Source organism: Dactylosporangium salmoneum (genome assembly GCF_039532525.1).
GTDB classification, from domain to species: Bacteria; Actinomycetota; Actinomycetes; order Mycobacteriales; family Micromonosporaceae; genus Dactylosporangium; species Dactylosporangium salmoneum.
On sequence record NZ_BAAARV010000024.1, the window covers coordinates 154088 to 168929 of the forward strand.

The window sequence follows — 14842 nt, forward strand, 5'->3', positions numbered from 1 at the left end:
GCCCCGTGTTCCGTAGATCGTCGCGGTTGCCGAACCCGCGGGCCGGACGCCGTCGCGTCATCGTCACGCTGATCACGCTCTCGTTGGTCTCCGCGCTGCTGGTCGTCGGATGGAGTCCCGGCCAGAAGCACACCTCGGACCCGCCCGCCGAGCCGGACCTCGCCGACCCCGCCGGCTACGACTGGTCCGCGCCGAAGATCCACCGCCCCGACCCACGCACCCTCGCCGTGGGCGTCACGCACACCCAGAACTCGATCGACGACTGGGGCAACCCCGCGGCCTCCGCATCGGCGCGGGCCGTGCTGACCGCCACGGCGACCTACCAGAACCAGCACATCGACGGGTGGGGGGCGGGGAACCCCGAGCCGAGCCCGGGAACGTTCGACTGGTCCTCGCTCGACCGCCGGATGCAGCTCATCAGGTCGACCGGCGGCACCCCCGTGATCACGCTCTGCTGCGCCCCTGACTGGATGAAGGGTGGCCGGCCCGGGGAGACCGACTGGGACCAGTTGCACGTGGCGCCCGAGCCGCAGCACTACGCCGACTTCGCCGCGCTCGCCGCGGCGGTCGCCCGCCGGTATCCGGACGTGCGGCACTTCCAGGTGTGGAACGAGTTGAAGGGCTTCTGGGACGAAACCCGCAACCGATGGGACTACGAGGCGTACACGAAGCTCTACAACGCGGTGTACGACGCGTTGAAGGCGGTCGACCCCACCATCGCCGTCGGCGGGCCGTACGTCGTGTTCGACCTCTGGGCGAACCGTGCGGCCGGCGGTTACCCGTCCGGCCTGTCCGGCGCCTGCGGCACGATCGACCAGCGCAGCCTCGACGTGATCGACTACTGGCTGCAGCACAAGCACGGCGCGGACTTCATCGCGGTCGACGCCGGATCGGCGACCCGCGACGAGGGCCGGATCACCGCGACCAGCATGAGCAGCGCGCTGTTCGGCGTCCTGACCCAATGGCTGCGGCAGCGCACCTCGCTGCCGGTGTGGTGGAGCGAGTTCCACGTCGGCCAGGCCACCGCGGACGGCCAGGCGAAACTGGTCGCCCGGGCCGTCGGCGCCCTGCTGCACATGATCGATCAGAAGGCCGCCGCGGCACTCATCTGGCAACCGCAACGCGACGACGACAAACGCGAGACGGACTCGCCAGCGCTGTGGAGCGCGACCGACCGGTCGGACGGCGGTCTTCCGCTCGCGTATGCCGAGGCGGTCGCGCGGCTGCAGCAGGTGCTCGCGGACCGGGCCGGGGACAACGCCGTGACGTGGCCGACGCCGGAGCTGGGACTCGTCCGCGGCCGGACGGCGCTGCTGCTCGCCAACCTCGGAGCCGGCCGGATCGAGGTCACGGTGCAGGGGCGTTCGCTGTGGCTCGAACCGTACGACGTGCGGTACATCCCCCTGCGCACCGACCGGCCGGCGGACTTCGCCCTGGCCGTCCAGCCCGCACCGGCCGTGACACCGGCGCAACCGTGCCTCGTCCTCACAGCCGCCACCACACGAGCGTCGGAGACCACGCGATGACAAGCGACGACACGACCGAACGGACGGTCCAGGGACATCCGCATCGGTGGCCGGACCCCACTGGAGCCGAACTCGGGCTCGCCCGCACGGTGCTGGCCGGGATGGACGAGGCGGGCGTACGGTGGTGCCTGCTGCGCGGCGGCCCCGACGGGCTCACCGCCGCGGACGACCTTGACGTCCTGGTCGCGGCGGCCGACCTTCCCCGGGCCGTGGCCGTCATCGAGGCGCACGGGCTGATCCGGCTCCGCAGCCACGGCCGGGGAACCCACCGCTTCTATCTCGGTCTCGACGCGCCCACCAGCACCTGGGTCGAGCTCGACCTCGTGACCGAGATCGCCTACGGCCGGCATTTCCAGGTGCGTACGGAGGCCGCCGACGAGTGCCTGGCCCGCCGCCGGGCGCAGGACGGTGTGTGGGTGCTCGCGCCCGAGGACGAGTTCTGGGCGCTGCTGCTGCACTGCGTCCTCGACAAGGGCGCCTTCACGGCGCGCCACGTGCGCCGGCTGGCCGACCTGGGCCACGCGGCGTCGCTCGACAGCCCGCTGGCAGGCGCGATGCCGTCGGCCGCCGCGCGTACCCTGCTGCAGGACTGGCGGGCGGGACGGCTGGACGCCCTCGCGGCGCGGCGCCACGCCCTGCTTGCCGCCTGGCGGCGAAACCACCCGATCGGGGTGGCCGGCCGGCTCGTCGCCTCGGCCGCGCTGCGGCTCGCGGAGCGGCCGTTGCAGGCCTGGAGCAGGCGGGGGCTCAGCGTCGCACTGCTCGGCCCCGACGGTTCGGGAAAGTCGACGCTCGCCGCGGGCATCCAGTCGGCGTTCTACTTTCCGGTGCGGAGGGTCTACATGGGACTGTGGCCGTCGAGCGAGTCGCCGGTCAGCGTGGCCGCGCACGGGCTGCGCATTCTGCTGCGCCCCTTCACCGTGTGGCGTCGCTACCTGACCGCACTGCGCCACCGGGTGCTCGGACGGGCCGTGGTCTTCGACCGGTACGTCTACGACGCGCTGCTGCCGCCGCGCGGGCCGCTGGTGTGGCTCAAACGGCCGTACTTCGTGCTGCTGAGCCGGCTCTGCCCGGCGCCGAACCTGGTCCTGCTGCTCGACGTGCCGGGTCGCGTCATGTACCTGCGCTCCGGCGAGTACGACCCCGCGCACCTGGAGGCCGAGCGGGAGCAGTACCACCGCCTGCGCCGGCGGATCCCGCACCTCGAAGCCCTGGACGCGGACCGGCCACCGGACCTGGTGCTCGCCGACGCGATCGCGCGCGTCTGGCAGTACTACGCGAGGCGGGCGGCACGGTGAGGGGCACGCTGCAGAAGGCCCGGCCGGTGCTGCGCGACCACCTCGCCCGGTGGCTGCACCGGGAGGAGCGGCGCTGGACCGCCGCCGTCGCACCGCGACTGGTCGCCGGCGCGACGTCGATACGCAACACCGGCTGGCGGACCGAAACCGTCAGCTTCACCAGCACCTCCGTCGCGGTCGCCACGGTCGGGCGCTCCGGATCGCCCGACCGGTACGTGGTCAAGGTCCCGTGGACCGCCGCCGGCGCCGACAGCCTGCGGCGTCAGGCGACGGTGCTCGCGACCCTCCGCCAGGATCCGCGGCTGCCCAACCTGCGTCCGGTGCTGCCCCGCTGTCTCGCTCAAGGGACGATCGAGGGGCGCTACTACTGCGTGGAGGAGGCGCTGCCGGGGGTCTCCGCGATGGGGCTGATGGTGCGGCGGGCCTGGCGAAACATGCTCCTGCGCACCGCCACCGGGCTGATCAGCGACCTGCACGCCCGCACCGGGGAACAGACCGTGCTCGACCGGTCCACCGTTCGGGCGTGGGTGGACGCACCGCTGAGCCGGCTCGAGGAGTTCGCGCTCACCCTGTCCCGGGGCCCCCGGGTCGTCGACGCGGTCGGGCGCCTGCACGAGGAGCTGATCGCCGTGCTTGTCGGACGGACCGTGCGGGTGTCCTGGATCCACGGCGACTTCTGGCCGGGCAACCTGCTGGCCGCGCCGCCGGGCGGGCAGGTGACCGGGGTCGTCGACTGGGACTGCGCCACGCCGGGCCAGCTCCCGCTGCACGACTTGCTGCACCTGCACGTCCTGGCCCGGCGGCTGACCGGCGGCGACGAGCTCGGCGACATCGTCGTCCGCGCCCTGCACCGCGGCATCGAGGAGACGCTCGACGTCTCGGCCCGCGACGTCGCCGCCTGGCTCGACGCCATCCCGCAGCGCGCGGCGCTGCTCCTCTACTGGCTACGCCACACCCTGCTGTTCATCGACTCGGAAGGTGACCATGACAATCCACGGTGGCTTCGTGGCAACGTCGAGCGCGTCCTCGTCAGCGTCTGAGCCGGCCGCCGGCCGCGACCCGGAACAGCTGGGCGACCCCGGGCCGGCGCCGGGCGTCACCGTCATCATCTGCGTCTACACCGAACGGCGCTGGTCGCAGATCGTACGGGCGGTCGGGTCGGTGTTCGCGCAGGAGACCCCGGCGACGCAGGTCGTCGTGGTCGTGGACCACAACCCCGCGCTGCTGGACCGGGTCCGCCACACCTTCCCCGGCGTGACGGTCGTGCCGAACGCCGGCCCGCGCGGCCTCTCGGCGGCCCGCAACACCGGCGTGGCCGAGGCGCGCGGGGAGATCGTCGCCTTCCTCGACGACGACGCGGAGGCGGAGCCTGACTGGCTGGCCCGGCTGCTGCCGCACTACCGCGACGAGCAGGTGCTGGCCGTCGGTGGGCGGGCCCTGCCGGCGTGGGAGGAGCGGCGCCCGCGGTGGCTGCCGCCCGAGTTCGACTGGGTGGTCGGGTGCAGCTTCACCGGGCAGCCGACGGAGGTCTCCGCGGTGCGCAACGTCATCGGATGCAACATGTCGTTCCGCCGGGCCGTTCTCGAACGGACCGCCGGCTTCGATCCCGCGCTCGGACGGATCGGACGCACGCCGGTCGGCTGCGAGGAGACGGAACTGTGCATCCGTATCCGCCGCCAGCAACCGGACGGCGTCGTGCTGTACGAGCCGTCGGCGCGGGTCCGGCACCGGGTCACCACGGACCGGGCAACGTGGCGCTACTTCCGCCGGCGTTGCTTCTCGGAAGGGCGGTCCAAGGCGGTGGTCGCCCGCCTGGTCGGCAGCGACGCGGGGCTGTCCGCGGAGCGCGCGTACACCCGCCGGGCGCTGCCGGACGGGGTGCGCCGCGGGCTGCGCCAGATCCGCGACGGCGACGGCGCCGGGCTGCTGCGGGCCGGGGCGATCGTCGCCGGGCTGCTCGTGACCGCCTCCGGCTACGTCACCGGTCACGCGATGCGCGCCTCCCACGTCGCCGGCAAGCCCGCCCGGCAACGGCGCGATCCGGGGCCGGCGCCGGTACGCGTGCTCACGGCCGAACTCTCCGAGAGGTTGCCCGCCGTGCCCGACACCGGCCCGGACGGGGCCCGGTACGCGGCAGCGCAGATCCTGGTCCGGCTGCACGGGCAACCGCTGGGGCTGCTCGACGTCCCGCTGCCGCCCGGCGGCCTGACCCCGCCGACGCTGGCCGGGGTGATCCGCGAACGGCTCCGGGAAGAAGTCGACGAGCACCTTCGGGAGGACGGCCTGCCGCCGCTCGACCGGCTGGACCCGGGCCTGTTCGGCGGGGCCGGAACGGTCGGCGGTGGCGTGCCGTGCCCACCCCGCCGGCCACCGCAGGAGCCGAGCCCGTTCGTCAGCGTGATCGTGCCGACGTGCGGACGGACGCCGCTGTTCGAGGCGGCACTCGACTCGCTCGCCGCGCTGGACTACCCCCGGTACGAGATTGTCGTCGTCGACAATGCCCCGCAGCGGTCCGACACGGCACGCATCGTCGCGGGGCGGGCCGCTGCCGATCCCCGGATCCGCTGCACGTGCGAACCGCGACCCGGCGTCACCCACGCACGCAACCGGGGGCTCGCCGAGGCCCGGGGCGAGATCGTGGCCTTCGCGGACGACGACGTGATGGTGGACCGGCGGTGGCTGCGGGCGCTCGTCGACGGCTTCACCGACGCCGACGTCGCCGGGGTCACCGGACAGGTGCTTGCCCGGGAACTCGAGGCGCCGGCCCAGATCTGGATCGAGCAGTACGGCGGTTACGGCAAGGGCTGCCGGCGCCGGCGGTTCGACCGGACCGGAATCTCCACGGTCGAGGCGCAGCACGTGCACCGGGTCCCCGCGTCGCCCCGCTCGCTCTACCCATACCTGCCGGGTTCGTACGGCTCCGGGGCGAACATGGCATTCCGTGCCGCGCAGCTGCGCCGGTTGGGCGGCTTCGACCCGCGGCTGCCCAGCGGCGAGGACATCGACGTGCTGCTGCGCCTGGTGCTGGCCGGCCACTCGCTGGTGTACGAACCGGGCGCGATCGTGTGGCACACGCATCGGCGTGAGGTGCGGGCGTTGCGGCGCACCGTGTACCAGTACGGGACCGGCCTCAGCGCGGTGCTCGCGAAGTGCGTCGCCACCGACGCCTCGGCCCGCGTGGACCTGCTGAGACGGCTGCCGCGTGGCGTCGCGTACGCCCTGCTGCCGCGGTCCGGGAAGAACGCGCGGAAGCAGGACGGCTATCCGGCCTCGTTCACCGCTCTGGAGCTGTGCGGGCTGGCGCTGGGCCCGGCCTACTACGCCGCCGCCGCGTGGTCGGCCCGCTCGCGACGGGGCCGTCGATGAGCGCCGCGCGACCCAGGACCGTCGTGCCCGTGCTCGGGTACCACAGCATCAGCGACGAGCGCCGTGACGGGACGCTGCGATGGTCGGTGTCCCCCGGCGACTTCGACGAGCAGATGGCGCTGATCAGGGGGCGGGGGAGCACCCCGTTGACGGTCAGCCGGTACGCCGCCGTGCTGCGTGGAGTGGCACCGCTGCCGCCGCGGCCGGTGCTGATCACCTTCGACGACGGGTTCCCCGACCTCGCCGAGACCGCGCTGCCGGTGCTGCGCCGGTACGACCTCACGGCGACCGCATACGTCATCACGTCCCGGCTGGGCGTGACCCGGCCGGCCGGCAGCGATCCCGCGCTGGACTGGGACGGATTGGCAGAGCTGCGCGCGCACGGGGTGGAGATCGGGTCACACAGCCGCACGCACCAGGCTTTGGACTGCCTGCGCCGCCGGGAGCTGGATTCGGAGGTCGCGCGCAGCAGGCGGGAGCTCGAGGACGGGCTGCGGGCACCCGTGTCGTCGTTCGCCTACCCGTACGGCTACCACAGCCCGGCGGTGTGCCGCGCGGTACAGGCAGCCGGCTACTCCTCCGCCTGTGCCGTGAAGAACGCGCTGAGCCACGAGGAGGACGAGGTCTTCGCCATCGCCCGGATCCTGATCGAGCGCGACACCGGAACCGAGGCACTCGAAGCGCTGCTCGACGGGCGTGGCTGGCCGCCGGCTTGGCGCGGCGAGCACCTGCGGACGCGGGGCTGGCGGGCGTACCGGCAGGTCCGCCGTGTCGTGCACGCGGCGCGGCCCGCCGCCCGCCGACCGCGCATGCCGGACCGGAGCGAGCCGCCTGACCGCGGACGGGAGCTGGCGTCATGACAGGGCCACATTCCGGAGTCGCCGATCCGGCGATCACGGACGGCGCGACCGCCCTCGACTCCGTCGCCGTTGCGACACCGGTCGCCGCGCGCCTGCGCCGCCACCTGCGCAATCCGCTGAACAGTAACGTCTACGCCCTGATGGCCAACACGGTCCTCAGCTCGGTGCTGGGCGTCGCCTACTGGGCGCTCGCGGCGAGGCTGTACTCCGCGGCGCAGCTGGGGATCGGCGCCGCCATGGTCTCGACGATGACCTTCCTGAGCAACCTGTCCCAGCTCAACCTGAACGGGACGCTCGCCCGTTTCCTGCCGGCCGCGGGCCGGCAGGGGACCCGGCTGGTCGGCTACGCCTACGGCACCAGCTGCCTGGTGGCCCTCGCCATCAGCGGCGCCTTCCTGACGATCGCCCCGGTCGTCGCCGGCCAGTTCGGCTTCCTGCGACGCGCCCCGCTGCTCGCCCTGTGCTTTGCGCTGGCCGTCGCCGGCTGGGGCGTGTTCACGCTGCAGGACAGCGTGCTCACCGCGCTGCGGGGAGCCGTCTGGGTCCCGGCCGAGAACGCCCTCTTCGGCGTCCTCAAGATCGCGTTGTTGGTACTGCTGGCCGGTGCGGCACCGAGCCTCGGAGTCTTCGTCTCCTGGAATCTCGCGGTCGTGGCCGCGCTCATCCCGGTCAACCTGCTGGTGTTCCGCAGGCTGCTGCCCCGGCTGCACGCGCGGGGCGACCCGGGTGCCCTGCCCGGCCGCCGGGCCCTGGCCCGGTTCGTCGCGCTGGACTACGTGGGGTACCTGTTCATGCAGGCCGGCACGAACGCACTGCCGCTGATCGTGACCGCCAAGCTGGGCGCGGAGGCCAACGGCGTGTTCTACGTGGCGTGGCTGCTCGGCAGCTCGGCGGAGCTCGTGGCGTACCACTTCGGCACCTCGCTCACCGTGGAGGCCGCCGCCGACGAGTCCCGTCTCGCGGCGTACACACGGCAGATGCTGCGCCGGGCGCTGCTCCTGTTCACGCCGGCGGTCGTCCTGCTCTGCGTGTCGGCGCCACTGCTGCTGGCCCTGTTCGGTGCGCACTACGCCGGAGCCGGCGCGAACACCCTGCGGCTCTTCGCCGTCGCGGTGCTGCCCAAGCTGGTGATGATCGTCTTCGTCGCCGCATCCCGGGTGCAGCGGCGGGTCGGCCGGATCATCCTGGTCAACGCCGTGTCGAGCACGCTGGTGCTGTCGCTGACCCTGGTCACCATGGACGAGCTCGGGGTGACCGGGGTCGGCGTCGCCTACCTGGCCGCCCAGCTGATCGTCGCGGGAGCGGTCCTGCCGGCGCTGCTGCGACTGGCGAGGGGCAAGCCGTGAGCAGCGAGGGAGCCGTGCTGGCCACGGCGACCGCGCCGCAGCGCCGCGTACGCGAAGGCTTGTGGGTCGCCGCCGGGTGGTGCGCGCCCATGATCGCGCTCGGGCTCGGAGTGTGGTCCCTGCGGCGCTCGGATGCCGCTGACATCGGATCCCTCGGGCTCGTCACAGCGCTGCGTCCCGAGCTGTACGTCGCGCTGGCGCTGCTCACCGTCAGTTTCGTCAGCGGCGTGTTCCGCACCCGACCCGTTGCGGGCCGGCTGCTCGCCGCGCACGTCGTCGTCCTCGTCGTCCTGCTGCACGGTGCGGCGGCGGTCGTCGAGCCGTTGCCGCGAATGATCCCGAGCTGGCTGCATGTCGGCTTCGCCGACTACATCGCGCGTACCGGACACACGCTGCCGCAGCTCGACGCCCGATTCAACTGGCCCGGGTTCTTCGCCCTGGCGGCGATGGCGACCCGCGCGGCGGGGATGCCGGACGCCATGCCACTGCTCGCCTGGACGGCCGTCGTCCTCAACCTGCTGTACGGCGCGACCGTCTTCCGGCTGGCCCGGGAGCTGTCGTCGGGTGCGCGTACCGCGTGGCTGGCCGTCTGGCTGTTCGTGCCGGCGAACTGGGTTGGGCAGGACTACTTCGGGCCGCAGGCGATGAACTACCTGTTCTACCTGGTGCTGATGCTGGTCCTGGTGGCGTGGTTCCGCCGGCGTCCGGTTACCCGGCACAGGTCACCCGGACGGGTCACCGGCCGGCTCCTGCACGCGCTCCGGCTCCCGCCGAGCCCGCTGCGGCTTGCCCCGGACCCGCATCCGGCGGACCCGGTGTCGCTGACGGGCCTGATCGCGGTGGTGCTCGTGGTCTTCACCGCCAGCACCGTCAGTCACCAGCTCACCCCGATCGCAATCGTGATCTCCGCCAGCGCGCTGGTGCTGGCCGGCTGCTGCACGATGCGCACGCTGCCGATCCTGCTGGCCGTCGTGGTCACCGCCTACATCAGCTACGGCACGGTGCCGTACTGGTCGGGGCACCTGCACGACATGTTCGGTTCCGTCGGCGACGTCGGCGGTACCGTCAGCAGCGCAGCGGTGCAGCGCGTCCGGGGCGATCTCGCGCACCAGGTCGTGGTGCTGTCGCGGATCGGTCTCGCCGCGGCCGTCTGGGGCCTGGCGGCCGCCGGAACGTGGCTGCGGATGCGCCGCAGGCAGGGCGACTTGGCGCTGCTCTCACTCGCGGTCGCCCCCTTCCTCCTGCTGGCCCTGCAGAGCTACGGCGGCGAGATCTTCCTGCGGGTCTACACCCTCGCCCTGCCGTTCATGGTGATCCTCGTCGCCGCGCTGCCGGCGGCTGCCTGGCCGGCGCGGCGGCGCGTCCTCACCGCCGCCCTGACCGGTGTGCTCAGCGCCGTGCTCGTCGGCGCGTTCTTCGTCGCGCGGTACGGCAACGAGGCCTTCGAGCAGGTCCGCCCCGGCGATGCCCAGGCGGTGGCCTGGCTCTACGCGAATGCGCCGGCGGGTGCGTCGTTCGTCTCGCTGACGTCGAACGTGCCCTGGCGGGCGCAGGGCATCGAACAGTACCACTATCTGCCGCTCGGCGACGATCTCGGGCCGACCGCAGTACCCGAGATCGAACACGACATGCGCAGCAACCCGCAGGGCGCGTACCTGCTCATCACGAAGGGGCAGTTCGTCTTCGCCGAGTCGTTCCTCGGCAAGCCGGCGGGCTGGGGCGAGAGCGTCGAACGCGAGGTCGTCGGCTCCGGCCGGTTCCGGCCGGTCTACGCCACCCCCGAAGCGAGGATCTACGTCCTCGCCGCCACGGCGGGCGCAAGCCGATGACGAACACCACCGAGCCGAGAATGGCCAACCGGAAACGCGTTCCCAGCCCCCGCCAGGCGACCGGAATGCGCCTGCGTCGGCCGGCGACGCCGCGAGGGCAGGACGGCTCCCGGCCGCCCACCGTCTGGCCGCCGCTGCTGACGCTGCTCGCCGGCGCCGGGGTCCTCGCCCTCGTCCTGCTGAGCGGCCCGGCCACCGTACGGGCCGTCGCCGTGCTCACCTACCTCGCAATCGTCCCTGGGCTGGCGTGCGTGCGGCTGATCCGGCTGCCGGACCGCCTCACGCGGTTCATCCTCGGGGTCGCGCTCAGCCTGGCGCTCGGCGTCCTGGTCGCCCAGGCGATGGTTGAGCTGCGGCGCTGGTCACCGACGCTCGGGCTCTGCGCCCTCGTGGCCATTGCATCGCTCGCGGCGCTGACCGAACTGGTCCGCAACTGGCGCACCGCGCGACACGGGCGGGTGAGCTCCTCATGAGCCCGCTGCTTCTCAGGTCGGTGTGGACCGGCGAGGGCCCGTGGGTGTGGGTCCAGGCCCTCCTCCTCACCGTGCTGCTCGGGACGCTCGTCGCCAAGGTCGTCCTGCAGGGTGCCGTACGGTCACCGAACCGCAAGGCCCTCCGCGTGCTGAACATGGTGATCGCGCCGCTGCTCGTCGTCTTCCTCGTCGTGGTACTGCAACGGTTCCGCGGTCTGAGCGGCTAGCCCTGGTCCTCGTCCTCGGCATTCGCTCGGCGAAGGCGTTGCGCCAACCGGTCCGCCGATTGCAGCGGGATCGGCTCGAACATCGCCGGCTCGTCCTCGGGGAAGAGCGCGGCCGGGCCGTAGATCCAGTCCGTGAAGGCGTAGTCGCCGGCCTCCCGCGCGCGGAGCAGGATGTTGCGCTGCTCGCGCTCGACGCCGTCGAGGTGCCACAGTTCGCCCCACGCGCGAGCCGTCAGTACCACGCGCCGGCAGTGCTCCGGCCGGACCGCCTCGTAGGCGGCGAGCGCGCCCGCCCAGTCGACGGCGCCGTCGCCGCGCCGGAGGCGCTTGATGTGCTCGGCGAGTACCCAGCCGTCCTCGATCGCCATGATCGCGCCCTGTGCCATGTATTGCAGCGGCGGGTGGGCGGCGTCGCCCAGGAGGGCGATCCGGCCGTCGACCCAGGTGGTGATCGGGTCGCGGTCGTACATCCGCCACCACTTGTCGCGCCACATGTGCGGCAGTCCCTGCTGAACGGCGTCGCAGGTCCCGGCGAAGGCGGTGTCGAGCTCGTCGGGTGTTCCCCAGTCCTCGAGCCCGGCGAGTGCCTTGGGGGACTCGAAGACGGCGACCTGGTTGAGCAGGCCGCCACCGCGCAGTCCATAGTGGACGAAGTGGCAGCGGGGGCCGACGTACACGACGACCTCGGAGAGGTCGACCGGGCGGCCCGCCTGCACGACCGGCACGGTGCCGCGGTAGGCGACGTAGGCCGAGCTGACCGGCTGGTCGTCGACGAACAGCTTCCGGGCGACGGAGTGCAGGCCGTCGGCGGCGAGCACCACGGCCGCCTCGTGGACGGTGCCGGCCTCGGTCGTCGCGGTGGCCCTGCCGGCGTCCTGCGCGTACGCCGTGACCCGCTGCTCGGTGCGCAGTTCCACGCCGGCGTCGCGGCAGGCCTCGAGGAACAGCCCGTGCAGGTCGCTGCGGTGGATGACCAGGTACGGGAAGCCGTACTTGCGCTCGAGGTCGCGCAGGTCGAGTGAGGTCAGGTCGCTGCCGTCGATCGCGTCGCGCATCACCATGCTGTCGGGTACGACGCCGCGGGCCTTCGCCTCCTCGAGCAGCCCGTAGTCGTCGAGGATCCGCGTGCAGTTCGGTGCGAGCTGGATGCCGGCGCCGACCTCGCCGAATTCCTTCGCCTGTTCGAGGACCCGTACCTTCAGGCCGATGCGGGACAGCGCGAGGGCGGTGCTCAGCCCGCCGATTCCGCCACCGACGATGACAACGTCAGGGGTGCTCATGGTGTTCGCCTTCTCAGAGCCAGGGGCCGAGGTCCGCGGCCCCGGCGAGGGAGTGGGGGCGGCCGGCCAGGTACGCGACCACCTCGGGCAGCGGTCCGTCGGGAACGCCGGCGAGACCGCGCTTGGCCTGGATGTCCGCCGCGAGCGCGGAGAGGAACCCGTCGGGCAGGCCGGCGAAGGTCAGTCCCGTGCCGAGATCGACGGCGTGCACGCAGACCTCGCGGGCGCGCAGCCACGGGATCTGCGTGGCGGGGACGGTGCGGCCTTGCGCGGTGACGACCTCGGCGCGCCACTGGTCGGCGGTGAGGGCGTCCATCGCGGCCGCGAGGTTGCGCGCGGATCGGTGCATCCAGGTCGCCAGCTGAGCCGCGGAGAGCTTCGCGCCGGAGTCGATGCCGGCGTTTCGCTGGCCCGCCGAGGAGTACATCGGGGTCCGCTCGCCGGTCCTGGCCCAGCGCACGAGGTTGCCCAGCGCGCCGGCGTTGGCGGCGACGTGTGCCACGAGGTGCTTGCGGGTCCAGCCGGGCAGGGCGCTGGGCTCGGTCATCGCCTGCTCGTCCAGCGCGGCGACCTGCGTGGTGAGCAGCTGCGTTCCGTGCTCGACCCACTGCATCGCGTCGGGGTGCGTGCGGGGCATCAGGACTCCTTGACGACCTGGTTGGTGCAGGCGCCGATGCCGGCGATCTCGGTCACCACGGTCTCGCCGCCGAGGAGGTAGACCTTCGGGTCGCGCGCGTGGCCGACGCCCGCGGGCGTGCCGGTCGCGATCAGGTCGCCCGGGTTGAGCCGGACGACGGTGGAGACGTACCGCACCAGGTGCACCGGGTCGAAGAGCAGCGTGCCGGTGTTGTCCTGTTGCATGACCTGGCCGTTGACAGTCGTCCTCACCTCGAGCGCCGGGCGGACGCCGCCGACCTCGTCGGGCGTCACGACGTACGGGCCGACAGGGGTGGAGGAGTCCCAGATCTTGCCCTGGGTCCACTCGATGGTCCGGAACTGCCAGTCGCGCACGGAGATGTCGTTCATGACGGTGAAGCCGGCGATGGCGGCCTCGGCCTGCGCCTCGGTGGCACGCCGCACGGGCTGGCCGACGACGACCACGAGTTCGACCTCCCAGTCGAGGGCGTCGGTCTCGGCGGGCTTCGCGATGGGGTCGCCGGGCCCGATGAGGGTGTCGGCGAACTTGGTGAACAGGGTCGGGTACGCGGGCAGTTCGCGACCCATCTCCTTGATGTGGCCGGTGTAGTTGTGCCCGACGCAGATCACCTTCGACGGGCGGGGCACCGCGGGAGCCAGGTCGGCGCCGCCGGCCGGCCAGGTCTCACCGGTCGCGGCGGCCGCGATCGTGGCCCAGTCGTCCTGCGCGAACAGGGCGCCGAGATCCGGGTGGCCGAGGTCGACGAGGACGTCTCCGTCGAGGCGGACGGCACGGGTACCGCCGTTGACGCGGAGGGTGGCGAGCTTCATCGGAGAGTCTCCTGACGGTCGAGGTGGAGCGCCTCGAAGACGGGCGCGTCCGAGAAACGGAACAGGTCGAGGGCGCCGGAATCGGAGTCGGTGGTGCCGGCCTCGGACCGGGCGGAGAACGGCGTCCAGGACGGGACCACGAACAGGTCGCCCCGGGTGACCGACCAGGTCCGCTCGCCCACGTGCACCGTGCCGGAGCCGTCGAAGACCTGGTAGACCGACGACCCGGTCTCGCGGACCGGTGTGGTCTGCGCGCCGCGGGCGATCCGGTGGAACTCCGCGCGGATCGTCGGGAGCACGTCCGTGCCGTCGTGGGGATTGCTGAACCGCACGGCCGCGTGGCCGGGTTCGACGGTTCCGCCGTACCCCTCCTGCTCCAGCAGCAGCTGGTCGTCGAGGGCGGCGTCGGTGTGCTCCCACTTGTAGGCCAGCAGCGGCGATCCGGGGGCGACCTCGCCCACCGAGAGCGGACGCAGGCCCGGGTGGCCCCACAGCCGCTCGGAGCGCGAGCGCTCCGGCGTGATCCGCTCAGCCTCGCTGATCCGCTCGCGGCCGAACTGGAAGAACTGCGACTCGGTGAGGTACTGCAACGGGATGTCCAGGCCGTCGATCCAGGCCATCGGCGCGGAGGTCGCGTTGTGGTGCGCGTGCCAGTTCCAGCCGGCCTGCGGCAGGAAGTCGCCGCGGCGCATCGGGACCGCGTCGCCGACGGCCGTCTCGCCGCTGCCGCCGACCACGGTCCACACGCCGGAGCCCTCGACGACGAACCGGAAGGCGTGCTGCGTGTGCCGGTGCTCGGGAGCGTCCTCGCCGGGCATCAGGTACTGGATCGCCGCCCACAGCGTCGGGGTCGCGAACGGCCGGCCGCCGAGCGCCGGGTTCGCCAGGGCGATCGCACGGCGTTCACCTCCGCGGCCGACCGGGACGATGTCGCCGGCCCGCTCAGCCAGGCGTAGCAGGTTCGCCCAGCGCCACAGGTGCGGCACGGCGCGCGAGCGCGGGTGCGCCGGCATCAGGTCGCCGATCTCCGTCCACAGCGGCACCAGCAGCTCCTGCTCGAAGCCGCGGTACAGCGCTTCGAGCGCCGGCGTCACGTCCGGCTGGTTCGGCGCCGCGACCGCCTTCAGGCGGACGGGGGTGTCAGTCGTGCTCATGCCGCCTACGATGACG

13 protein-coding genes are annotated in these 14842 nt (G+C 72.8%); 9 read left to right on the forward strand and 4 right to left on the reverse strand.

Going from position 1 to position 14842, the window contains the following annotated elements:
* Positions 1 to 5 precede the first annotated feature (5 nt).
* From ABD352_RS15440 to ABD352_RS15480, 9 genes are all read left to right on the forward strand, one after another.
* Positions 6 to 1526: a GH39 family glycosyl hydrolase gene (locus ABD352_RS15440; protein ID WP_344613041.1), complete on the forward strand. Its 1521-nt coding sequence runs from the start codon at positions 6 to 8 to the stop codon at positions 1524 to 1526.
* Complete coding sequence (locus ABD352_RS15445) at positions 1523 to 2824, forward strand: nucleotidyltransferase family protein (protein ID WP_344613042.1); 1302 nt, start codon at positions 1523 to 1525, stop codon at positions 2822 to 2824. The genes ABD352_RS15440 and ABD352_RS15445 overlap by 4 nt, the downstream gene beginning before the upstream one ends.
* Positions 2821 to 3864, forward strand: coding sequence for a phosphotransferase family protein (locus tag ABD352_RS15450; protein ID WP_344613043.1), 1044 nt, complete (start codon positions 2821 to 2823; stop codon positions 3862 to 3864). The genes ABD352_RS15445 and ABD352_RS15450 overlap by 4 nt, the downstream gene beginning before the upstream one ends.
* The gene (locus ABD352_RS15455; RefSeq protein ID WP_344613044.1) at positions 3830 to 6190 is read left to right on the forward strand and encodes a glycosyltransferase; all 2361 of its coding nucleotides are present in this window, start codon (positions 3830 to 3832) and stop codon (positions 6188 to 6190) included. The genes ABD352_RS15450 and ABD352_RS15455 overlap by 35 nt, the downstream gene beginning before the upstream one ends.
* Positions 6187 to 7050 carry a polysaccharide deacetylase family protein gene (locus tag ABD352_RS15460; RefSeq protein ID WP_344613045.1) on the forward strand — a complete coding sequence of 288 codons (864 nt, stop codon included), beginning with the start codon at positions 6187 to 6189 and terminating at the stop codon, positions 7048 to 7050. The genes ABD352_RS15455 and ABD352_RS15460 overlap by 4 nt, the downstream gene beginning before the upstream one ends.
* Positions 7047 to 8396 carry a lipopolysaccharide biosynthesis protein gene (locus ABD352_RS15465; protein ID WP_344613046.1) on the forward strand — a complete coding sequence of 450 codons (1350 nt, stop codon included), beginning with the start codon at positions 7047 to 7049 and terminating at the stop codon, positions 8394 to 8396. The genes ABD352_RS15460 and ABD352_RS15465 overlap by 4 nt, the downstream gene beginning before the upstream one ends.
* Positions 8393 to 10225, forward strand: a complete 1833-nt coding sequence (locus tag ABD352_RS15470) for a hypothetical protein (protein WP_344613047.1) — start codon at positions 8393 to 8395, stop codon at positions 10223 to 10225. The genes ABD352_RS15465 and ABD352_RS15470 overlap by 4 nt, the downstream gene beginning before the upstream one ends.
* A gap of 65 nt (positions 10226 to 10290) precedes the next feature.
* Positions 10291 to 10698 carry a hypothetical protein gene (locus ABD352_RS15475; RefSeq protein ID WP_344613048.1) on the forward strand — a complete coding sequence of 136 codons (408 nt, stop codon included), beginning with the start codon at positions 10291 to 10293 and terminating at the stop codon, positions 10696 to 10698.
* The gene (locus ABD352_RS15480; protein WP_344613049.1) at positions 10695 to 10925 is read left to right on the forward strand and encodes a hypothetical protein; all 231 of its coding nucleotides are present in this window, start codon (positions 10695 to 10697) and stop codon (positions 10923 to 10925) included. Before ABD352_RS15475 ends, ABD352_RS15480 begins: the two co-directional genes overlap by 4 nt.
* Here the strand turns inward: ABD352_RS15480 and ABD352_RS15485 are convergent.
* From ABD352_RS15485 to ABD352_RS15500, 4 genes are read right to left on the reverse strand one after another with little or no spacing between them, the layout of a single operon-like run.
* On the reverse strand, positions 10922 to 12205 hold the full coding sequence (locus ABD352_RS15485; RefSeq protein WP_344613050.1) for an FAD-dependent oxidoreductase: 1284 nt from the start codon (positions 12203 to 12205) through the stop codon (positions 10922 to 10924). The two genes, ABD352_RS15480 and ABD352_RS15485, sit on opposite strands and share 4 nt — an antisense overlap.
* Before the next feature lie 13 nt (positions 12206 to 12218).
* On the reverse strand, positions 12219 to 12842 hold the full coding sequence (locus ABD352_RS15490; RefSeq protein WP_344613051.1) for a maleylpyruvate isomerase N-terminal domain-containing protein: 624 nt from the start codon (positions 12840 to 12842) through the stop codon (positions 12219 to 12221).
* A complete protein-coding gene (locus ABD352_RS15495) occupies positions 12842 to 13672 on the reverse strand; it encodes a fumarylacetoacetate hydrolase family protein (RefSeq protein WP_344613052.1) in 831 nt (276 codons plus the stop codon). The genes ABD352_RS15490 and ABD352_RS15495 overlap by 1 nt, the downstream gene beginning before the upstream one ends.
* Entirely contained in the window at positions 13669 to 14826 is a 1158-nt protein-coding gene (locus tag ABD352_RS15500) for a cupin domain-containing protein (protein WP_344613053.1), read from the reverse strand. The genes ABD352_RS15495 and ABD352_RS15500 overlap by 4 nt, the downstream gene beginning before the upstream one ends.
* Between the last annotated feature and the right edge of the window lie 16 nt (positions 14827 to 14842).